At 57.4% G+C, this 22,118-nt stretch carries 19 protein-coding genes and 1 riboswitch; of the genes, 5 read left to right on the top strand and 14 right to left on the bottom strand.

Translation table 11 applies throughout. The features are described from left to right. Nucleotides 1-6: 6 nt before the first annotated feature. From RAC60_RS11880 to RAC60_RS11915, 8 genes are all read right to left on the bottom strand, one after another. A complete protein-coding gene (locus RAC60_RS11880) occupies nt 7-510 on the bottom strand; it encodes a TIGR00645 family protein (protein WP_006121131.1) in 504 nt (167 codons plus the stop codon). Between the two features lie 54 nt (nt 511-564). Further along, nucleotides 565-3,240, bottom strand: a complete 2,676-nt coding sequence (gene kdpD / locus RAC60_RS11885) for a two-component system sensor histidine kinase KdpD (RefSeq protein ID WP_375093795.1) — start codon at nt 3,238-3,240, stop codon at nt 565-567. Between the two features lie 13 nt (nt 3,241-3,253). Then, the gene (gene kdpC, locus RAC60_RS11890) at nt 3,254-3,823 is read right to left on the bottom strand and encodes a potassium-transporting ATPase subunit KdpC (protein WP_006121133.1); all 570 of its coding nucleotides are present in this window, start codon (nt 3,821-3,823) and stop codon (nt 3,254-3,256) included. A gap of 10 nt (nt 3,824-3,833) precedes the next feature. After that, complete coding sequence (gene kdpB, locus RAC60_RS11895; RefSeq protein WP_054632913.1) at nt 3,834-5,879, bottom strand: potassium-transporting ATPase subunit KdpB; 2,046 nt, start codon at nt 5,877-5,879, stop codon at nt 3,834-3,836. Between the two features lie 2 nt (nt 5,880-5,881). Further along, nucleotides 5,882-7,564, bottom strand: coding sequence for a potassium-transporting ATPase subunit KdpA (gene kdpA, locus RAC60_RS11900; protein WP_033738293.1), 1,683 nt, complete (start codon nt 7,562-7,564; stop codon nt 5,882-5,884). Beyond that, entirely contained in the window at nt 7,564-7,653 is a 90-nt protein-coding gene (kdpF, locus tag RAC60_RS11905) for a K(+)-transporting ATPase subunit F (protein ID WP_033738296.1), read from the bottom strand. The genes kdpA and kdpF overlap by 1 nt, the downstream gene beginning before the upstream one ends. 111 nt (nt 7,654-7,764) lie before the next feature. After that, on the bottom strand, nt 7,765-8,931 hold the full coding sequence (locus RAC60_RS11910) for an HD-GYP domain-containing protein (RefSeq protein ID WP_110268699.1): 1,167 nt from the start codon (nt 8,929-8,931) through the stop codon (nt 7,765-7,767). Between the two features lie 159 nt (nt 8,932-9,090). After that, nucleotides 9,091-9,591, bottom strand: coding sequence for a GNAT family N-acetyltransferase (locus RAC60_RS11915; RefSeq protein ID WP_006121137.1), 501 nt, complete (start codon nt 9,589-9,591; stop codon nt 9,091-9,093). A 73-nt stretch (nt 9,592-9,664) separates the two neighbouring features. Between RAC60_RS11915 and RAC60_RS11920 the strand changes: the two genes are divergently transcribed. Further along, complete coding sequence (locus RAC60_RS11920; RefSeq protein ID WP_006121138.1) at nt 9,665-11,497, top strand: ABC transporter ATP-binding protein; 1,833 nt, start codon at nt 9,665-9,667, stop codon at nt 11,495-11,497. Here RAC60_RS11920 and RAC60_RS11925 read toward each other — a convergent pair. Continuing rightward, complete coding sequence (locus RAC60_RS11925; RefSeq protein ID WP_375093799.1) at nt 11,494-12,618, bottom strand: GNAT family N-acetyltransferase; 1,125 nt, start codon at nt 12,616-12,618, stop codon at nt 11,494-11,496. The genes RAC60_RS11920 and RAC60_RS11925 overlap by 4 nt on opposite strands. Before the next feature lie 192 nt (nt 12,619-12,810). Here RAC60_RS11925 and RAC60_RS11930 point away from each other — a divergent pair, with 192 nt between their 5' ends. Beyond that, nucleotides 12,811-13,416: an alpha/beta hydrolase gene (locus RAC60_RS11930; protein ID WP_033738302.1), complete on the top strand. Its 606-nt coding sequence runs from the start codon at nt 12,811-12,813 to the stop codon at nt 13,414-13,416. Between the two features lie 23 nt (nt 13,417-13,439). Here the strand turns inward: RAC60_RS11930 and crcB are convergent, their stop codons facing one another. Next, entirely contained in the window at nt 13,440-13,817 is a 378-nt protein-coding gene (crcB, locus tag RAC60_RS11935) for a fluoride efflux transporter CrcB (RefSeq protein ID WP_006121140.1), read from the bottom strand. A gap of 93 nt (nt 13,818-13,910) precedes the next feature. Then, nucleotides 13,911-13,987, bottom strand: a riboswitch (Fluoride riboswitch). 233 nt (nt 13,988-14,220) lie between these two features. On the opposite strand from crcB, the gene RAC60_RS11940 reads away from it, so the two are divergent. Beyond that, on the top strand, nt 14,221-15,144 hold the full coding sequence (locus RAC60_RS11940) for a nucleoside hydrolase (RefSeq protein WP_375093801.1): 924 nt from the start codon (nt 14,221-14,223) through the stop codon (nt 15,142-15,144). A gap of 36 nt (nt 15,145-15,180) precedes the next feature. Here the strand turns inward: RAC60_RS11940 and RAC60_RS11945 are convergent, their stop codons facing one another. After that, nucleotides 15,181-16,209 (bottom strand): zinc-binding alcohol dehydrogenase family protein, encoded by a 1,029-nt coding sequence (locus tag RAC60_RS11945; protein ID WP_375093803.1) that lies wholly within the window; start codon nt 16,207-16,209, stop codon nt 15,181-15,183. A gap of 139 nt (nt 16,210-16,348) precedes the next feature. Here RAC60_RS11945 and RAC60_RS11950 point away from each other — a divergent pair, with 139 nt between their 5' ends. Both RAC60_RS11950 and RAC60_RS11955 read left to right on the top strand, forming a co-directional pair. Then, the gene (locus RAC60_RS11950) at nt 16,349-17,251 is read left to right on the top strand and encodes a GntR family transcriptional regulator (protein ID WP_375093804.1); all 903 of its coding nucleotides are present in this window, start codon (nt 16,349-16,351) and stop codon (nt 17,249-17,251) included. A gap of 169 nt (nt 17,252-17,420) precedes the next feature. Then, nucleotides 17,421-18,773 (top strand): MFS transporter, encoded by a 1,353-nt coding sequence (locus RAC60_RS11955; protein ID WP_006121144.1) that lies wholly within the window; start codon nt 17,421-17,423, stop codon nt 18,771-18,773. Between the two features lies 1 nt (nt 18,774). On the opposite strand, the gene RAC60_RS11960 is transcribed toward RAC60_RS11955, so the two are convergent. From RAC60_RS11960 to RAC60_RS11970, 3 genes are all read right to left on the bottom strand, one after another. After that, on the bottom strand, nt 18,775-20,160 hold the full coding sequence (locus RAC60_RS11960; protein WP_375093806.1) for a hypothetical protein: 1,386 nt from the start codon (nt 20,158-20,160) through the stop codon (nt 18,775-18,777). Next, a complete protein-coding gene (locus tag RAC60_RS11965; RefSeq protein WP_172913593.1) occupies nt 20,153-21,073 on the bottom strand; it encodes an alpha/beta fold hydrolase in 921 nt (306 codons plus the stop codon). Before RAC60_RS11965 ends, RAC60_RS11960 begins: the two co-directional genes overlap by 8 nt. Nucleotides 21,074-21,144: 71 nt before the next feature. Then, nucleotides 21,145-21,981, bottom strand: coding sequence for a fumarylacetoacetate hydrolase family protein (locus RAC60_RS11970; RefSeq protein WP_375093808.1), 837 nt, complete (start codon nt 21,979-21,981; stop codon nt 21,145-21,147). Between the last annotated feature and the right edge of the window lie 137 nt (nt 21,982-22,118).

Consider the following 22,118-nt stretch of genomic DNA (forward strand, 5'->3'; position numbering starts at 1 on the left):
CGTCGGTTACACGTTTTTCTTCTCTGCCCGCGACATGCTGTCCAGCCAGCCCATCACAAAGGCCGACAAAACGAAGGTCAGATGGATGATCACGTACCACATCAGCTTATCATTTTCGACATTGCGCGCGTCCATAAACACCCGCAGCAGGTGGATGGAGGAGATAGCCACAATCGACGCCGCCACTTTGTTTTTCAGCGAGCCGGAATCCATCTTACCCAGCCAGCTCAGCTTCTCTTTGCCCTCATCAATATCGAGTTTGGAGACAAAGTTTTCATAGCCAGACAGCATCACCATCACGAGCAACCCGCCGACCAGCGTCATGTCCACCAGTGACAGCAACAGCAGGATCAGATCGTTTTCTGCAATGCTAAAAATGTTGGGCAACAGGTGAACAATTTCCTGGAAAAATTTGATGGTCAGTGCCAGTAATCCCAGCGAAAGTCCAATGTAAACGGGAGCCAACAGCCAGCGCGATGCATACATCAGGTTTTCGGTAAAACGTTCCATAATTTCCCAGTCATAAGCAGTAAAGTCGCGCATTATAACCGATCATCTGTGAAGTTATTTCAGCCCTTCAGGAGAAATTTCAGGTGCGGGCGGCAAGGGTAAAGAAAGACGGAAACAGGCCCCACCTTCCGGGCGATTTTCCGCCCAGATCTGACCGCCGTGACTCTCAATGATGGTTTTACAAATGGCCAGCCCCAGTCCGACGCCAGGCACGGCCGACTCTTTGTCGCCACGCGAAAACTTATCAAAAATACGGGTCATGTCCTGTTCCGCGATGCCCGGACCGCCATCCCAGACGGCAATTTCCAGGCGGGCATGATCACACCAGGCGCGGATCCCGCGCGGCGCGCAGTTACCGGCGTATTTGAGGCTGTTTTCGATCAGGTTGGTAAACACCCGCTCCAGCAAGGTGCTGTCTCCCTTAATCAGGACGATATCCGCAGGCAGATCGAGTTCGACCGCCTTTCCTTTCAGCGACGGTGCCATGCTACTGAGCGCCCCGCCGATCACCTCTTCGAGAGCCAGCCACTCTTCCCGTAAATTCAGACCGCCGGACTGAATACGCGCCATATCCAGCATATTGCTGACCAGACGAATCGTGCTCAGGGTCTGTTCGCGAATCTGGCTGGCCTGGGGCACATACTTTGAATTATCACTGGCCAGGTCGAGCATCAGCATTTCCGCCTGACCAAACAGCACGGTTAAGGGCGTGCGTAAATCGTGAGACAGCGCCGACAACAGGGCATTGCGTAACTGTTCACGCTCGGCGGCCAGCCGCGAAGCCGCTTCACTCTGCGACAGCGCCAGACGTTCCAGCGCGTTCGCAATCAGGACGGTGAAGGTTTCTAACAGCCGCTGCTGTTCGGGAATCATCAGCTGGCGCACGTTTTCTGGCTCGACGACCAGCAGCCCGCGACAGGATTCTCCTACCTTCAGCGGCAGAATCTGGTAGGGCACGGCCGGTAACGTGTCTGTGCCTGCGCCGGCTGGCTGGCCTTTGCTGTAGCTCCATTTGGCGATAGCCCAGTCCGGTTCATTTCCCGGTAGCGCGTTGCCCTGGGTTTGCAGCTCGCCCTGCTCATCCGGCAGCAGCAGCAGGGATCGGGCCTGCAATGTGGCGTCGAGCACGCGCTGACTGGTGGCCGCGATATCCTCGGGTGTCAGACCGCTGCCCAACGATTTAGCCATTTCATACAGTTGCCGGGTGCGCTGTTCGCGATAACGCGCGACGCGCGCCTGGTAGCGCACGCCCGCCGTCAGGTTACCCACGATCACGCCGACCGCCAGCATTACGCCAAAGGTCACCAGGTACTGTAAATCGGAGACGGCAATCGTGCCTTTCGGTGCCACAAAAAACAGATCAAAGGCAATGATGTTGATGACTGTGGCGATTACGGATGGCCATCGGCCATAACGCAGGGCCACGATCACCACCGCCAGCAGGTAGATCATCACGCAGTTGGCCGGATCAAAGCTGATCAGCACCGATTGTCCGGCGGCGGTGACCAGAATACACAGCACCAGCGCCATCATGACGCCGCGCAACTGCATGCGCCATTTGTCGCTGTTAACCCGGTCGCTGGCTAAGGGATGCGGCGCATCCTGCATGGGCTCATTGAGTGCCACTACCAGCAAATCCAGATCCGGGCCCAGTTGCCCAAGCCGCTCAGCAAAACTGTCGCGCCGCCAGCGTCGCACGGGACGCCGTCCGGTCACAATCTTGCCCAGATCGTGTTCCCGCGCGTAGCGCAGCACCGCCTGAGCGTCGTCGGGATCGGAGAGCGTTGCCGTTTCCGCGCCCATCTCCTGCGCCAGTTTGAGCGTCCGCAAAATGGCGCGGCGACGGGCCTCCGGTAAGCGGTTGAGGCGCGGCGTTTCAACATAGACAGCGTGCCATTCGCTGCCGAGCCGGGCGGCCAGCCGTGCCGCCGTACGAACCAGTTTCTCGCTGCCCGTATCGTCTCCGATACAGAGCAAAATCGCGTCGCGCGTGTGCCAGACCTTGTCCCGTCCCTGGCTGTCGCGCCAGGCGCGCATCTGGTCGTCTACCCGATCGGCCGTGCGGCGCAGTGCCAGCTCACGAAGCGCAAACAGGTTGCCTTTGCGGAAGAAATTTTCGATGGCCCGCTCGGCGCGATCGCCAATGTAGACCTTGCCCTCTTTCAGGCGTTGCCGGAGATCATCAGGCGGCAGATCCACCAGCACCACTTCATCGGCGCTGTCAAAAAACGGGTCTGGTACGGTTTCACGCACCTGAATGCCGGTAACGCCGCCGACCACATCATTCAGGCTTTCCAGGTGCTGAACGTTCACTGTGGTCAGCACATCGATGCCCGCATCCAGCAGTTCTTCAATATCCTGCCAGCGTTTGGGATGTCGCGAGCCTTTCACGTTGGTATGAGCCAGTTCATCCATCAGGATGACCGCCGGATGACGTGCCAGCGCGGCATCCAGATCGAATTCAGCATGGCGGGATCGGCCGGTAGCGCGACGCGGCAGCACCACCAGTCCGTTAAGAAGCTGGGCCGTTTCCGGCCGCTCGTGGGTTTCCACCACGCCGACCAGCACGTCGAGTCCCTGGGCACGGAGCCGCTGCGCCTCCTGCAGCATGGCGTAGGTTTTCCCTACCCCCGCACAGGCACCAAAATAGATCTTGAGCTTACCGCGATGGCTGTCACTGTTGGCCTGTAACAGCGCATCCGGATCGGGGCGCAGCGGTTCGTGATTCATAGCGTCCTTTTACTTATTTAAGATCGTTCAGCGCCAGATTGAGTTGCAGCACATTCACCGTGGGTTCGCCGATAAATGGGAGCAGCGGACGTTGGGTCAGGCTGTCCACCAGCGCATCCACTTTCGCCAGCGGCAACTGACGGGCCGCCGCCACGCGCGGTGCCTGCCACAGCGCTGCCTGTGGCGAAATCTCTGGATCAAGCCCACTGGCTGAACTGGTCACCAGATCCACCGGCACCGGCCCATTGGCCTGCGGATTGGCTGCACGTAACGCGGCAACGCGTTCAGCCACCGCTTTGTCGAGTGCCGGATTACTCGCGGCCAGGTTACTGCCACTGGATGCCAGGGGATTATACGGTTTGTCGCCGGTGGCAGAAGGACGGCCCCAAAACTCGCCAGGCTGGCTAAAAGCCTGCCCAATCAATGCAGAGCCCCGTTCTTCACCTTCTACCTTTAACAGCGATCCGTTAGCCTGCCAGGGAAACAGCCACTGCGCCAACCCGGTCGTGAGCAAAGGATAAACTACGCCACATACAACCGTTAGCAGCAGCAGCAGAAAAATTGCCGGACGTAACTGACTCATTTTATTCTCCTCAGGCCATACCAAACAGCACAAGCAACATATCGATCGCTTTGATACCGATAAACGGCACCAGCAGTCCACCTAATCCATAAATCAGCAAATTACGGCGCAGCAGTGATGCGGCGCTTAATGGCCGGTAGCTCACGCCTTTTAAGGCCAGCGGAATCAGGAAGACGATTACCAGGGCATTAAAAATCACTGCCGACAGAATCGCGGAGGACGGTGAGTGCAGCTCCATCACGTTGAGCATATTGAGCTGAGGATACGTAGCCGCAAACGCCGCCGGAATAATGGCGAAGTATTTGGCTACGTCGTTGGCGATACTGAACGTGGTTAACGATCCGCGCGTCATCAACATCTGTTTACCGATATGGACCACTTCCAGCAGCTTGGTCGGGTTGGAATCCAGATCGACCATGTTGCCTGCCTCTTTTGCGGCCTGCGTCCCCGAGTTCATCGCGACCGCGACATCGGCCTGCGCCAGCGCAGGCGCATCGTTGGTGCCGTCACCGGTCATCGCCACCAGGCGGCCTTCGGCCTGATACTGACGGATCAGCGCCAGTTTGGCTTCGGGTGTCGCTTCCGACAAAAAGTCATCCACGCCCGCTTCGGCTGCAATCGCGGCGGCGGTCAGCGGGTTATCACCGGTAATCATCACGGTTTTAATGCCCATTTTGCGCAGTTCGGCAAAGCGCTCTTTGATCCCGCCCTTGACGATATCTTTCAGCGCGACCACGCCCAGCACTTTCGGGCCTTCAGCGACCACCAGCGGGGTGCCGCCCGCACGGGCAACCTCTTCCACCCGGGCGTTTACTTCTGCCGGGAACGCACCGTGACTGGCTTCAATATGACGGCGCACCGCATCGACCGCCCCTTTACGAATCAGGCGGTTCTGCACGTTCACACCGCTCATGCGCGTCTGGGCTGAGAAGGGAATAAAACTGGCTCCCATGCTGCTCAGGTCCCGCTCACGCAGATTAAATTTTTGCTTCGCCAGGACCACGATACTGCGACCTTCCGGCGTTTCATCCGCCAGCGAGGCCAACTGGGCGGCATCGGCAAGCTGTTCTTCTGTGACGCCGGGGGCCGGTAAAAACTGGGTCGCCTGGCGGTTACCCAGTGTGATGGTGCCGGTTTTGTCCAGCATCAGCACGTCCACATCCCCGGCCGCTTCGACAGCACGACCACTGGTGGCAATCACGTTTGCCCCCAGCATTCGGCTCATCCCCGCGACGCCGATGGCGGAGAGTAAACCACCAATCGTGGTAGGGATCAGGCACACCAGTAACGCAACCAGCACGGTGATGGTCACCGGCGTACCGCCCCAGGCGGAGAACGGCCACAGCGTGACGGTAGCTAACAGAAACACAATCGTCAGGGACACCAGCAGAATCGTCAGGGCGATTTCATTGGGCGTTTTACGGCGCTGTGCGCCTTCCACCATCGCGATCATGCGATCCAGGAAGGTTTCGCCGGGGTTTGCACTGCAGGTGATGACCAGCCAGTCGGACAGAATACGCGTCCCGCCGGTTACCGAGGCAAAGTCACCGCCCGATTCACGAATCACCGGCGCGGATTCCCCGGTGATGGCACTTTCATCAACCGATGCGCCCCCTTCGACCACCTCACCATCGCACGGGATAACGTCACCCGCTTCCACTAATACCGCATCCCCTTTGCGCAGCTCATCGGCCGCAATCTGCTGCCATTTTGCACCGTAATGCGCAGCCGACAGTTTTTTCGCAAAGCTGGTTTTTTTGACGCCTTTCAGGCTGTTCGCCTGGGCTTTACTGCGCCCTTCGGCCAGCGCTTCTGCCATGTTCGCAAACAGCACGGTAAACCACAGCCAGACAGACACCGCGCCGGTAAAACTGGCGCTGCCGGTCTGATAGCCAGTAGACATCAGCACCGCCAGTACCGTGGTCAGGAGACTGCCCAGGTAGACGACAAACATCACCGGATTACGAAACTGAACGCGTGGGTCGAGTTTTTTCACGGCATCGATTGCTGAAGTGCGCAAGAGCGCTGCGTCAAACACCTGTTGTTGACGACTCATGATTAATGTCCCTGAATAAGTTGCAGATGCTCGGCTACCGGACCCAGAGCCAGAGCGGGGATAAAGGTCAGTGCGCCCACCAGCAGGACGGTGCCTACCAACAACGCGATAAACAGCGGACCATGCGTTGGCAGCGTCCCGTTACCGACCGGCTGAATTTTTTTACCGGCCATAGAACCGGCAATCGCCATTACCGGCAGGATGATGCCAAAGCGCCCCAGGAACATGCAGATGGCCAGCAAAACGTTCCAGAACGGCGTGTTCGCGCTCAGACCGGCAAAGGCACTGCCGTTGTTGTTGGCGGCCGACGATACGGCGTATAACACTTCACTGAAGCCGTGGGTGCCTGGGTTAGCCATACCGGCCCGGCCAGCGTCGGTCATCATGGCGATGGCTGTACCGATCAGCACCAGAGCGGGCGTCACCAGAATGGCAAGGGCGGTCATTTTCATTTCCCAGACTTCGATTTTTTTGCCGAGAAACTCGGGAGTACGGCCAATCATCAGTCCGGCGATAAACACCGCCAGCAACACGAACAGCAACATCCCATACAGGCCCGCACCGACACCGCCGAAGATCACTTCGCCCAGTTGCATCAGCAGCATAGGTACCATACCGCCCAGGGCCGTGAACGAGTCATGCATCGCATTCACCGCACCACAGGACGCGGCGGTCGTGATAACCGCAAACAGGCTGGAATTGAGAATGCCAAAGCGCGTTTCTTTTCCTTCCATATTGATGGCGCTGTCCGCGCCCAGCGTCAGGAAGTGCGGATTCCCGTTCACTTCCGCCCACATCACGAAGGCCGCCGCCACAACAAACATCAGCGTCATTGACCACAGCAGCATGTTGCCCTGACGACGGTCTTTCACACATTCGCCAAAGGCAAAGCACAGCGCGGCCGGTATCAGGAAGATACTGAGCATCTGCACGAAGTTGGTCAGCGCGGTGGGGTTTTCAAACGGGTGAGCAGAGTTCGCGTTAAAAAAGCCGCCGCCGTTGGTGCCCAGCATTTTGATGGCTTCCTGCGAGGCCACCGGGCCCATTGCCAGCGTTTGCTGCGCCCCATCCAGGCCGGTAATCGTCTGATAAGGCAGGACGTTCTGAATGCTGCCCTGGCTGACAAAAAACAGCGCCATCAGCAGACTGACGGGCAATAACACGTAAAGCGTCACGCGCGTCAGATCGCGCCAGGCGTTACCCAGGGTTGCAATCGAGCGATTCGCAAAGCCCCGAATCAGGGCAAAGGCGACAGCGATACCGGTCGCGGCAGAGAAAAAGTTCTGCACGGTCAGGCCCACCATCTGGCTGAAATAGCTCAGGGTGCTCTCGCCTGAATAAGCTTGCCAGTTGGTGTTAGTGACGAAGCTAATCGCGGTGTTAAGCGCCAGATCCCAGCTCAAGGCAGGAAAGTGTTGTGGATTGAGAGGGAGCTTGTCCTGAAGCAGCAGTATAGCCAGCAGGAGGATCAGGCCGAAAAGGTTGAACAGCACAATGGCCAGCAGGTATTGCGGCCAGCGCATATCGCCTTGCTGTACCCCGGCGACGCGCCAAAACAGCGCTTCGGCACGGGTAAAAAGGGGTTTGTCCGCCACCAGCGCTGCCAGACCACGTCCCAGCGGCTGTGCCAACACCATCAGCACCAGCAGATACACCGCGATCAGTAAAAATGCATTGGCCGCCATCAGAAGGCCTCCGCATTCAACAGGGCATACACTAAATAGCCCAGCAACAACACGACCAGCACAATGCCGGTTATCACGCCTGCACTCACAGCAACCTCCAGAGGTTTGGATTTGCTGAATAGCTTGCGCTGAGTCACATAAAGAAAGGGTTAAAAAGCACTGGCACGCTGTAAAAAAGGTATAAAAATGGCGACGTTGGCTCAGGCAACGTCCAGCAACCAGACCCGGTTGAGGTCGATCGTTGGCCAGGCCGCGAGACTCTCCGAGCAGACAATGCTGTCCGTGCAAAAACTGTCCCCCAGATCGACCACTTCTGGTCTGACGGGGCGCTTAGCGTGCAACGACCAGAAAACATGTACGCGCGGCTTCTGAAGCGATTGTTCGCCCGCCTTGACCACCAGTGCAATACGTCCCGATGCCAGCCGCACCAGCGACCCCACCGGATACAGACCGATTGTCGTAACGAACGCATGCAGCAGCGTTGTGTCAAAATGCCCGCGCCAGGCCAGCATCGACTGTAAAGCCTGTGCGGGTGTCCAGCCCTCGCGGTAAGGACGCGTTGAGGTCAGGGCATCGTACACATCACAAATGGTGGCCATACGGGAATAGACGCTAATCTCATGGCCTTTATGACGGTAGGGATAACCGCTGCCGTCATATTTTTCATGATGATGCAGGGCAATATCGACCAGGTCATCCCCTGCGTTCGCTTCCATCAGCATCTGTGCACCCGCTATCGGATGCTCGCACATGATGGCAAACTCGTCGTCGCTCAGCTTATCCGGTTTATTCAGGATACTGAGCGGTACGGCCGCTTTGCCAATGTCATGTAACAACCCTCCCATGCCAACGCGCTGAAGTTGCTGCGCATCCAGGCCGAGCTTTTTACCCAGAGCGATCATCAAGCCGCAGACCGCCATGGAGTGCAGGTAGGTGTAATTATCGTGATCTTTCAGTTGTGCCACGCGCAGAAGTGCGCTGGGCTCGCGCTCAATCGAACCGGCTATTTTATCCACAATATCAATCATACTGCTCAGATCGAGGCCGCAACCCATTCGCGCTTCGTTAAACAGCGCCAGGACCTTGATTTTGCCTTGTTCAAACAGCTGCTGTGCCTGTTCACGTTCCTGCGTAAAGGGAGCCTGCTGGCAGGGTGCGGTATGGACTGGCTCAGGAGGTGGTGATGAAATCGATTTCTCTTCATCAATCCATAACCGCTGAATACCTTCACGCCGGAACATCGCAACCTGCTGCGGATCGGTGATCAGCATCTGATTACGAATACGTTTGTCTTTAAACCACCAGACCTCAAGTTTGTGGACGAACATGCCCGTTTTCAGTTCGTCGATCGTTATTAGTTTTATCACAATCGCCCTCCAGAGCATCAGTGGGTGATACCGTCATATCGGCAGGCGATGGGTTTTATGCAGGGCATTTTGTGCGAACTGTGGCACAGAACAACGTTTAAACATGTTGCGCGACTTTTGACCTTAACGCCGCGCGCAAAAACGGGCAATGCGCGGTCGTTACGCCACGTTGAGCAGTTTGGCCATCATCACCACATCATGAAGTTTACCTTCACGTAAGGATGCCTGACGACGCACCCCTTCGCGCTCAAAACCCAGCCTTTCATACAGCGCCAGCGCCCGATGGTTGTCATGAAACACCTCAAGCTCCATGCGGGTGATGCCCAGCCAGTTACGTGCATAATCCATTGCCGTGCGGATCAACAGCTCGCCAATGCCGCGCCCTGAGAACGCCGGATTGACACCGATGCCGAAGCTGATGCAGTGACGCGTACGCGGATTATGATTTGTAAACAAGGTCAGCTCACCAACCATTTCGCCGTCTACTTCGGCAACAAAATTGATGAAGCCCTCGGCATCCATTTTTGCGAATTTCTTTTCCCAGGTGGCGACGCTGGGAAACGGCAATTGCAGCGTCCAGGGGAAAACCGCCGGATGGCCGTAAAGACGTTGGTAAGCCGCTGCATCATGCGGTTCACGGCCGCGCAGAGTGATATCCATAGAGAATCCTTTTTTTAATCGGGCGTACACATGCACTAAGCTGTAATTCTTATCGAACGGAAAGAGTAACTGTATGTTGTATCGTCGTTTCGAACGTTTTATCAATATTTTTCAGGATGCCCCCACCGATATGCCGCCCTCACGGGTCTGGCCTTTTTATTTTTACTACCTGCGCCAGGTGTGGCCGAGCTTCGCAGCACTGCTGGTGGTGGGGCTGGTGGGCGCGCTCATTGAGGTGGCGCTGTTCAGTTATCTGAGCCGCATCATTGATCTGGTTAACCATTCCACCCCGGCTACGCTGTTCCACGATAACTGGCCAACCTTACTCTGGATGGGCTGCGTCGCCCTGATACTGCGGCCGGTGTTTATTGCGCTGCACGATATGCTGGTTCACCAGAGCATTAATCCCGGCATGACCAGCATGATTCGCTGGCAGCACCACAACTACGTTCTGCGTCAGAGCATGAATTTTTTCCAGAACGATTTTGCGGGCCGGATTGCGCAGCGCATTTTGCAAACCGGCAACTCGCTCCGCGATTCTGCGGTGCAGTTGGTCGATGCCATCTGGCATGTGCTGATCTACGCCGCGACGGCGCTGGTGCTGTTCGCCGAAGCGGACTGGCGTTTGATGATTCCGCTCATTATCTGGATTGTGCTTTACAGCGCGGCGCTGCGCTATTTTGTGCCGCGCGTAAAGGCCCGTTCCGTGGTGTCCTCAGAAGCGCGCTCGAAACTCATGGGCACGATTGTGGATGGTTACACCAATATCGCTACCATCAAGCTGTTCGCCCATAGCGACCTGGAGCGGCAGTACGCACGTGAGGCGATTCAGGAGCAGACAGACAAAACGCAGCAGGCTAACCGCATGGTAACCAGCATGGATTTGACGCTGTCGACGCTCAACGGCGTTCTGATTGTCGCCACGTCCGGCCTGGCGCTGTGGCTGTGGAGCGCATCGCTGATTAGCGTCGGTGCCATTGCCCTGGCGACCGGCCTGGTTATCCGTCTGGTTAATATGTCCGGTTGGGTGATGTGGGTGGTGAACGGCATTTTTGAAAATATCGGCATGGTGCAGGACGGACTGAACACCATTTCCCAACCGCTTAGCGTGCAGGATGCGCCCCAGGCGAAACAGCTCAGGGTGACGCAGGGGGAGATTCGCTTCGACAACATCCGTTTTAACTATGGTGGCGAGCGGCAGGTGATTAATGGCCTGAACCTGACCATTAAACCGGGAGAAAAGATTGGCCTGATTGGACCTTCCGGTGCCGGAAAATCAACGCTGGTCAATCTGCTGTTGCGTCTTTACGACCTGAACGGCGGGCGCATCCTGATTGACGGTCAGTGTATTGCCGAGGTGACGCAGGAAAGCCTGCGCAGCCAGATTGGCATGATCACCCAGGATACCTCGCTGCTGCACCGCTCTATCCGCGAAAATCTGCTCTATGGCCGGCCCCATGCCAGCGAGGAAGAACTGCAACTGGCTATCCGTCGCGCCCGCGCCGACGAATTTATCCCGCTGCTGTCGGATTCCCAGGGCCGGACAGGGCTGGATGCGCATGTCGGTGAGCGCGGCGTAAAACTGTCTGGCGGGCAGCGTCAGCGTATAGCCATTGCGCGCGTGTTGCTGAAAGACGCGCCGGTTCTGATCATGGATGAAGCCACTTCCGCCCTTGATTCAGAGGTGGAAGCGGCGATTCAGGAAAGCCTGGAGTCGTTGATGCAGGGTAAAACGGTGATTGCCATCGCTCACCGTCTGTCCACCATTGCAAAAATGGACCGGCTGGTGGTGCTGGAACACGGCCAGATTGTCGAAATCGGTAGCCACCAGGAACTGCTGGCACAAAATGGCCTGTATGCCCGGCTCTGGCAACACCAGACCGGCGGGTTTGTCGGGGCGGACTAGTCGCCGCGTCGGTAAGGCAAGGCGTCCCGGGCGTCCTCGGCCCACAGGTGAACGCCCTGCCGCTCCTGCTGCAAAAAATCGTCAACGGCGGCGCGCAGGCCGGGATGACACAGGTAGTGCCAGGAGTGGGTAATCTGCGGTTCGAAACCACGCACCAGCTTGTGTTCGCCCTGCGCGCCCGCATCGAAGCGTTGCAGGCCTTCGGCGATGGCGAAATCCATCCCCTGATAAAAACAGGTTTCGAAGTGAAGCTGGTTAAATTCCGCCAGGCAGCCCCAGTAGCGGCCATACAGGCTTTCCCCGTCTTTAAGGTAAAAAGCCATCGCTGCGGGCTGCTGCTGCAAACGGGCAATGACGACGCGAATGTTTTCCGGCAGACGCGCGGCCAGTAAGCTAAAAAAGGCACGCGTCAGATAAGGACGCTGACCGCGCACCGCGTACGTGTTGGCATAGCAGGTGTACACAAAATCCCATTGATCTTCACGCAGTTGATCGCCGCGATACCAGTCAAATTCAAAGCCGTTCAGGGCGACCTGCTCCCGTTCCTTGCGCAGCTGTTTGCGCTTGCGTGACATCAACGTATCCAGAAAGTCCTGGAAGTCGCGATAGCCGCGATTGTGCCAGTGATACTGGCAGCCCAGCCGCGCCAGCCAGTCGGGTTGTTCCGCCAGCAGCGCGTTAGCGTGAGAGTCGGTGAAATTGATATGCGCGCCACTCAACGCCTGGCGCTCCAGCCAGTCTGGCAGCCTCGACAGCAGACGGATAGCGGCATCGGATTTGCCCAGCACGCGCGCGCCCGTTACCGGGCTGAAGGGAATGGCACCGAGCCATTTCGGATAGTAAGCGATACCGGCTCGCTGACAGGCATCGGCCCAGGCGTGATCGAACACGTATTCACCCTGTGAATGGCTTTTTTGGTAGCCGGGTAGCGCGGCGCAGAGTTCACCCTGCTCACGCCAGACCAGATGGGCTGGCTGCCAGCCCCTTTCCGGCCTGACGCTGCCGCTGTCTTCAAGGCTCAGCAAAAAGGCATGGCGCAAAAAAGGCTGATCATCAGGCAGCAGCGCATCCCATTCAGCGGCGGGAATGTCGGATAACGTGCTCAGGGTAAACAACGACATGCATAACTCCAGACGGCAAGCGGTGACGTTTCAGTCAAGCAGGTTTTACGTTACAGGGAAAGGGAGACGGCACGTAATGTTTGCCTTTTCCTGAACGACAGGCGGCCTTCCCGACGGTCAGTTTGATTTTGACGTTAACCGGTGTAACTGTTCAAATACCTGTCAGACAACACAACTTTTACAGGAACCGGCATGGCAAAAGCACTGGTGATTTTTCTGCACGGCGTAGGCAGTAACGGCGACGATCTGGCACCTGTCGGCGACTATTGGGCAACCTTGTTACCCGATGTGGTCTTTGCCTCACCGGATGCGCCTTATGCTTTTGAACAGGGCATGGGCTATCAGTGGTTCAGTCTGGCGGGCATTACGCCGGAAAACCGTCCAGGGCGGGTTCGCGAAGCTCGTGAGGCGTTTGACCGCGTTCTGCGTGACCTGATGGCGCAGCATGATATGGCAGAATGCTGGGAGAAGGTCATCCTGGTGGGCTTTTCTCAGGGCTCGATCATGGCGCTAGATCTACTGGCCTCTGGCCGTTATCCCCTGGCGGGCGTGGTGGCATTTTCCGGCCGACTGGCCTTTGACGGCCCACTGACACCACTCGCGCATACGCCAGCCCTGCTGATCCATGGCCGGGCTGATGCGGTGATCCCCGTCAGCGAAAGCGAGTCAGCCGCGGCTCGCCTGAAAGCTGCGGCGGTTCCGGTCGAGGCATTGATTGAGCCACAGACTGGCCACACGATTTCAGCCGAGGGCGCCCTGCACGCCGCCAGCTTCATCGCTCAGTGTCTGCAGGACTGATGGCATCCGGTTTCGCGGCGGCGTTAACCCAACAGGTTAATCAGCGCAAAACCGGCAAAACTCATCAGCAACGAGCCAATGACATGCACCAGCGCGCTGCTCATGGCCCAGAGATATTTTCCGGACTGCAACAGGGTCATTAATTCTGCGGTAAACGTGGAAAACGTGGTGAGCCCGCCACATAAGCCTGTAATGATCAGTAACCGCCAGGCGGGATCGAGCTGGGGATTTTTAATAAACCAGGCCATGGCCCCCCCGATCACAAAGCCGCCAATCAGATTCACCAGCAACGTACCCGGTGGAAGATTGGGGAAAAACGCATTGAAACGCATACCGAACCACCAACGCAGTACACAACCTACGCTGCCGCCCACAATCACAGCGAATAGCGGTTTTAACATCTTATACTCCCGTTAACAGGCATTGTGCAGAAGACGGTGGAGGGTCAGCAAATACCGGCACCTGACGCTCCCGCTCCCACGAAAGGATAAAGGATAGTGTCAGGCGTCATCAGCCGCAGGGGAAACCTGCTGGCGGTTGGGGAAGGTGGAACGCCATCACCTTGCGCAGGCAATCATACGATGCCTTTTTCTGACTGGCAACTCAGACCATGTGAACGCGCGCCCGTGATGTGCGGCTGACATATAGTGTTAAAAACCCGACGCGGGTAGCCTTAAAAGGGGGGAGAATTCAGGTTTCCCCTTTTTCCGTTTTCCGCTTAAATAAATGACGGCTTTTACGCTTGCCGCGCCCGCACAACGATTGTCGCCCCGGGTGAGGCGCTCACGCTTTCTGGAGAATCCTGTGCGCACTGTCATTTTTGATACTGATATCGGCGTGGATGATGCCTTCGCGCTGGCCTATGCCGCGCGGACGCAACATCTGCTGGGCATTACCACGGTATTCGGCAACGTTGCCGTGGGCCAGGCGGTGAAAAATGCGCGGCTTTTTTGCCAGAAAATGGCGATTGACGTGCCGGTGTACCGCGGCTGCGCCCGTCCGCTGGCACGGGAACCGAGCGCACCTGCCAGGCTGCATGGTGAAGACGGTTTAGGGGATGCGTTTGATAATCCGTTTAGCGACGACGCGCCCGGTGCCGTGCAGTTTATTATCGACAGCGTTCGTGCTAATCCCGGCGTCATTACGCTGGTGGCGATCGGCCCCCTTACCAATATCGCCAGCGCCATCAATCAGGCACCGGATATTATCCCGCTGGTCAAAGAACTGATCATCATGGGCGGCGCCTTTGGTACCGATGGCCACAGCGGGAATGTGACACCGTTCAGTGAATTTAATATCTGGAAGGATCCTCATGCTGCGGATCAGGTCCTGTCCTCGGCCTTGCCGGTTATTCTGATCCCGCTGGATGTTACCCATAAGGTGTTGATCAATAGCGATGAGGTGGATCAACTGCAACAGCCGATCCTGCGGGCGATCTGCCGCCCTTATCTGGCGTACAGTCTTGAGAAGGAAGGATTTGCGGGAATGGCGTTGCATGACACGCTGACGATATCCTGGCTGTGTTTGCCCGAGGCATTTACGCTGGTGGAAAGCCCACTGCGGGTGATTACCGAAGGCATCGCCTGTGGTCAGACGGTGCGCCAGATCAGCACGCTGGCTTCCCGTCACAACCCTTTTCGCGATTTACCCCGACAACGCATCGCATTGGGCGTGGATGCCGACGCCGTGCGTCGCCACTTTTTCCAGTCGCTCTCCGGAACGGCGTAGGGCGTGCGGAGACAGCGCCCCCCGTTGTCTCCGGCTTCAGCGATCAAAATCGATAACGCCCTTAATTAACGCACGATTGTTGATGACCTGCGCTTCAAACTGTTCTGCCAGCGTCGAAAACGCGAAACGCCGGTTGAGCATCATATCGGCACGTAACGTCCCGGCCGCCATGAGTTCACGCACCCGATCAAAATCCTCACGGGTGGCGTTACGGCTACCCATGATCGTGCTCTCCTTCTTGTGAAACTCACTGTCAGGAATCACCAAATCCCCTTTATGCAGACCGACATACACGATTGTTCCGCCATGGCGAATCAGGCTCACGGCCGCGTTCATCGCCGCAGGATTGCCTGTGGCATCAAGCACCTTCAACGGCAGCCTGCCATCAAATTCGTTTCGCAGTGAGGTTATAAACGCCGCATCAGCCGGATTGAGCGCACAGAGGCCCAACTGCTGGCTGACGTGCTGACGGCGGTAATCACTGGTATCTGCGACCACCACCTGCGCGCCGTTAGCAGCGGCAATGGCGGTAGCCCCCAGGCCGATCGGCCCCGCCCCCACGACCAGCACCTGCTCGCCCTGCGCCACCGCCGCTCGCCGCACCGCGTGGGCGCTGATGGCAAAAGGCTCAATGAGCGCTGCGGCTTCTGGCGCAAGATCGTCCACCACCAGCAGGTTAGCTGCCGGTACGCAAAGATAGTCGCTAAAGCCGCCATCCTGATGGACACCCATCACCGAAATGTTTTCGCAGCAGTTGGTTTTACCGCTGCGGCAGGCATCGCATTCAAAACAGGAGAGATAGGGAATCAGTGCCACCCGCTGTCCTGCGGCTAAATCGTGAACGGCAGCGCCTGTCTCCACCACCTCCGCACAGAGTTCATGGCCGAGGACACGCGGATAGCTAAAAAAGGGTTGGTTTCCTGCCCAGGCATGAATGTCGGTGCCGCAAATGCCTGCGCTGACGATTTTAAGCAGCGCTTCAGTCGCGGCAGGCCGGGGTTGAGGGCGTGTAGCCCAGACCAGCGAACGCGGTTCTGCGATGACTAAGGCTTTCATAGTGGTCATGGCCACTCTCCGGTTATCAAAAGCGCAGTTATGGCGAATCTGGCTGCGGCACCGTATTCCCCTCTTCTCACTTTGTGAACCAGAACGGCTTTTTTGGGCCTTCAATGGTTTTTAATGCATAAAAAACCGGAGCCCCCGCATGAGCCGCAGCCAAAATTTACGCCATAACGTCATCAACCATATGCTGGAAAGCATCGCCCAGGGCCACGTTCAGTCGCCGCTGCCACCGCAGTCCGCCCTGGCCGAAATGTTCACGGTCAGCCGCACGACCGTGCGTCATGTGCTGAGTTATCTGCATGAGCGAGGCGTACTGGAAAAAGTCAAAGACAGCTGGGTTATTGTGCGCGCGCCGGAGGCGCAGGACAGCCTGAACGCGGTGATGCCGCCGATTGATCAACAGGCCAGTCTGGTTGAAAAGCGTTTTTTCGATCTGATCAATCAGCGACAGTTGCAGCCCGGCGATACCTTCAGCGAGCTGCAACTGGCAAAGCAGGCCAATGTCAGCCCGGTGGCCGTGCGCGAATTCTTACTGCATTTTATGCGCTACAACCTGCTGGAACCGGTCAAACGCGGCCACTGGCAGATGAAAAAGTTTTCGCAGACGTATGCGGAAAAGCTGTTTGAGCTACGTGAAATGCTGGAAACCCATGCCCTGACGCGTTTTTTAAATTTGCCCATGGACGATGAACGCTGGATTCAGGCGCGCGATCTACTGGATCGGCACCGATCGATGCGTGAGACCATTGCCAGCAACTATCGCCATTTTGCGGCGCTGGATAAGCAGTTGCACTCGCTGATTCTGTCTGCCGCCAATAACCCGTTCTTTAATCAGTCGCTGGAGATTATTTCCGTTATTTTCCATTCGCACTATCAGTGGGATGAAAGCGATCTGAAGCAGCGCAACATCGTTGCCCTGGAGGAGCATATGGCGATTTTGTCTGCGTTAATCGGTCGCCGGGATGTGGATGCGCTTTGCGCCCTGCACAGTCATCTGGCCACAGCCAAGCGATCCATGATCCGCAGCATTAATCAGTACAATTAAAAACCGATTAAAAACCGCAAAGCATTAGCTCTCGCACGATTTTGAAACAACTTTACAACATCTCTGCTTTATCGCCCTTACTCTTCATCGCAACGCGCCGGCGGCCCTGTGCCGTCGGGCATCCTTAATGCTCACAATAATGATAAATCGCCTGCTCAGGGAGATTGCCATGGAAAACAGATCGGTTATTGATCGTTCAACCTCGCCCGCCGCCGCTGCACCTGATGAGGCGTTTGTGCCGTTGCGCAGTGATATCGTGCGCTCGCCGCGCATCCGTAAAGTCCAGATTACCGCCATGCTGTTGCTGCTGCTTGCCGCCATCATTAACTACCTTGATCGCAGCTCGCTGTCGGTGGCCAATATGACGATTCGTGAGGAGATGGGGCTGAGCGCGACGGAAATTGGCGTGCTGCTCTCGGCATTTTCGCTGGCTTACGGGCTGGCACAACTGCCCGCTGGCGCCCTGCTGGACCGCAAAGGCCCACGTATTATGCTGGGCGTGGGCATGTTCATCTGGTCACTTTTCCAGGCCGCGTCCGGACTGGTGCATAACTTTACTCAGTTCGTGTTGGTGCGCATTGGCCTCGGGATGGGTGAAGCGCCCATGAATCCATGCGGCGTAAAGGTCATCAATGACTGGTTCAATATTAAAGATCGCGGGATGCCGATGGGGATGTTTAACGCCGCCTCGATGATCGGATTATCGGTGGCGCCGCCGATCCTGGCGGCCATGATGCTGCTGCTGGGCTGGCGCGGCATGTTTGTGACTATCGGTATTTTAGGGATTTTCCTCGCGATCGGCTGGTACATGACTTATCGCGACCGTGATAACAACACCTTAAGTGCGGAAGAGATCCATTATCTGCAGGCGGGCAGCGTGGCATCGCGTAAAGCGCCGATCAGCTTTCGTGAATGGCGCGGCCTGTTTAAGCAGCGCACCATGTGGGGCATGATGATTGGCTTCAGCGGCATTAACTACACCGCCTGGCTGTATATTGCTTGGCTGCCGGGTTATCTGCAGTCGACCTATCACCTTGATCTTAAGAGCACAGGCTTACTGGCGGCGATTCCTTTCCTGTTTGGCGCAGCCGGCATGTTGCTCAACGGCTATGTGGTGGATGCGTTAGTGAAACGCGGCTGGGATGCGGTTAAAACCCGTAAGGTGTGCATTGTCAGCGGCATGGTTCTGTCTGCGGGTTTTACCGCCTTCGTCACGCGCGCCACTGAGACCACCAGCGCCGTCACCCTGATTGGCATGGCCCTGTTTTGTATTCACTTTGCGGGGACCTCATGCTGGGGCCTGATCCACGCTAACGTGACCGCGCGCATGACAGCCTCCGTAGGCAGCATTCAAAACTTCGCCAGCTTTATCTTCGCGTCCTTTGCTCCGGTGATTACCGGCTGGATACTGGACACCACGAAGTCCTTCAGCCTGGCGCTGATGATTTGTGCCTGCGTAACCCTGATGGGCGCACTGGCCTATCTGGTGCTGGTTCGCAAGCCCATCACCGACGGGGCCTGACTCAGGTCAGCGCCCTGATGCTCACGCCATGACGGGCGCCGTAACGCTGAATACCGGCGATCGCTGTCCCGACAGTGAGCGGCGGCGGCGCAGGCAGCAGCGGTGCCTGCTCACGGAGCGCCGCGTCAAACTGCGAAACACTGGTGACATCATGAGGAAAACGCGTTTCATCCACACCGACCAGCGCGCCTTCGTCTTTGGCGAAGGTAAGCAACTGCTGCCAGCGGGCGATGTCGGCCAGCCCGATGCTGTCGGCCCCTTGTGAGTACAACAGCATATCGATGTAGCGGAACGGCGGCTGTTTTTCCAGAAAACGCTGCAGCGCATCTGCCGAGGCGGCAGAGGGGAACATCAGCCAGAAGGGAATCGCCTGTTGCTGCATACTGCACCAGGGATCCAGCAATATAAAGCTGTCTACCGTAAGCCGGGTGGGCAGCACGCCTGCCACCAGATACCAGTCACGGTAGATTTCCGCCACCACAAAACTCAGCGCCTCCGGTTGCTCATAACGAATTTCCATCAGCGTCCAGCGTTGAGCTTCTGCCAGTTTTTTCAGAGGAGAGATCAGGTAACCGTCCAGCCCCCATTCGGCTTCAGGGACATGATCGGTGATGGCAGGCGGCGTCCAGCGCGCCCGATCAACCCCTGCCCGCGCCAGATATTCCGCAACGCGGGGGCCGCCCTGCAAATACTCGCTTTCCGTTGCCCCACCGGGTGCGCCAAACTGGAAAAACGAACGGTCGCTGGTGCGGGTGACCGGCCACTGGCGCGTGCAGTGATTGATAAACAGGGTCGCGCCTGCGGGCAATCCTCCCAGCAGAAATTCATTAAAGGCGAGTGGCATATCGCGTAATTTAAGCCGGAAAGCCTGCATATTTTCGAGCAGCAGCCGGTCCTGACTCGGATCCTGCCTGTGATGGACCGCCAGCCTTGGCCAGGTCGCCAGCAGCGCCGCGGCCACCGCTTTGCCTTGCTCAAAGCCGGCCTGGGCATCGTCCGGATCGCTGGGTTCCACGCGCACCGGGCACAGAAACGTTTGCGGTAGCCAGGGCGTTCCCATCGCCGCCGCCAGATGGACCAGCGCACCGTTCGATGCGCCGATAAATGCCGCCGGATACTCGCGCTGCGGGTAGGCACTCACCATCCATTCGGCGATGCCTTCCACATCCAGCTCACCCGCCTGTTTCGGGCTGATTCCGTCCGCCTGGCCACTTATAGCATGGCCCCATTCACGTAACCGGCTCGGTAGTCGATCCAGTGAAGGCAGTAACCGGTCCAGCATCGATGACGAACGGGTCAGGGGCTCATCGCGCAGTGCACTTGCCAGAGCCAGCAACATGGTTGCTGCGGAATCAAAGCGGGCGATGCCCTTCGGCGGTTTACTCATCGGCGTTCTCCTGCTGAATACGGGCCAAAAAGGGTCGGATCGCATGGCAGAAGCTCCATGGATAGACATAGTGCAGCCGGTGGGTACCGCCGCGCAGGGTGATTTTTTCACACTGAGGCAACAGCCCCGCCAGCTCATCCAGCCAGCGCGCCGGACAAACCGGGTCCCGCGAACCCCGGAGCAACAATGTGGGGGCCGTCAGATACGTCAGATGGTATTCAATCGGATCGTTAAGCATGGCGCGCAGCGTGCCAAATACACGGGGGAGACCGGCTTTCGCCCAGTCGATGCGGGCCAGCGGGTCAGGTGAACGGTGGGCTTCCAGTCGGCTGTTGCGCCAGCCGCGCCAGAGCTGGCGCAACAGGCTTCGCGCATGGCGATCGGCTGTGGGTCCCTGTAGCACCAGTCCGGCCACGGCGTCCGGGTGTTTATCCGCCAGCGCCGCCAGCACCTGACAGCCAAAGGCGCTGCCGACCCAGATTGCCCGCCGGAAACCATTGTGCTGGAGCCACTGCCACAGGATATCGGCCAGTTCACTGACGGAAAGCACCGGTGCCGATGCGGGCAACGCGCTACCGCCAAAGCCGGGCAGGTCGGGGACCAGCACGTGATAGTCCCGACCCAGCGCGAGGGCCAGCGCCTCCATCGAACGGCCTGACATCGCCAGACCGTGAAGCAGAACGACAGGTAAACCATGAGGCGCGTCGGGCGTCACGCGGGTGAACATGCGCCAGTCACCGATCTGTTGATAGTAACCCGCCAGCCCCGCATGGTGACTACGCGGTGAAACAGGCGGCGTTTGTTTCATTTGCTGCCAGCGCTTCGCGCCCCACAGCACTGCACCTATACCTAAACCAACCCCTGCGGCCACGGCTATGCCCTGTCGCCTTTTACACCGGATGGTACGCCTCATCAGCTGCTCCTGTTCCTGGGTACTTATTGAGTGTAGGACGGGATCGGCAGAGAGGCAGTGAATACACTGCGTCAGGCGACAGGGTTACGCAGGCAACCGATTTTTTCTATCTCGACTTCCACCACGTCCCCACGGAACATGAACAGGGGCGGCGTCCGTTTTTTCCCTACGCCGCCGGGGGAGCCGGTGATAATGACATCGCCGGGTGATAGCGGACTGAAGGCAGAGATATATTCGATAATGCTGGCGACCGGATGCACCATGCTGGCGGTGGTATCGTTTTGCACTTCCCGACCGTTCAGTCGGGTTTTAATCGATAACTGTTGGGGATCAGGAATCTCGTCCGCAGTCGTCATCCAGGGGCCAAATCCTCCGGTCTGCGGCCAGTTTTTCCCGGCGGTAAACCAGGTAAACTGCATGTCGCGCACGGTGGCATCCATAAAGCAGCTGTAACCCGCAATGACGTCCAGCGCGTCGGCGGCCTTAACCCGATGCGCCGGTTTACCAATAATCACCGCCAGCTCACCCTCGTAATCGAATTCCTGGGTAGTCAGCGGTTTTTGCAGCGGTTGCTCATGGCCGGTCAGTGAATCAGCAAAACGGATAAATAAGGTTGGCGCGTCCAGCGTTGCGGCAAACTCCTGGCGTTTATCCGCGTAGTTCATTCCTACGCAGAAAATTTTTCCAGGCTGCTCAATAACGGGAAGAAACTGCACGGCAGAAAACGCGTGATCGACGGACATGTTCTGAAAGGCGGCAAGATCGGCCAGAGAAGAACGTGTCAAAAAGGTTTTTAAATCCGGGCAGGCTTTGCCCAGGCGCATCCCGACATCGATCACGCCCTGTTCCCGTACGATACCCACGCTTTTTTTCCCCTGAGCAGGAAGATAAAAACTGCATAACTGCATTGCTGCCTCTTTTATTATGTCGGGCGATCCACCCGTGTTGAGAATAAATCGGCGCGCAGAGTAGCAAAAAACATGACGGAAATCGTACTGCGATTGGCACAGTGGATGTCCAGTTGTATCACAGTATGTCAGGCGGA

It is taken from the genome of Pantoea sp. BR_17 (assembly GCF_041955125.1).
Taxonomy (GTDB): Bacteria; Pseudomonadota; Gammaproteobacteria; order Enterobacterales; family Enterobacteriaceae; genus Pantoea; species Pantoea stewartii.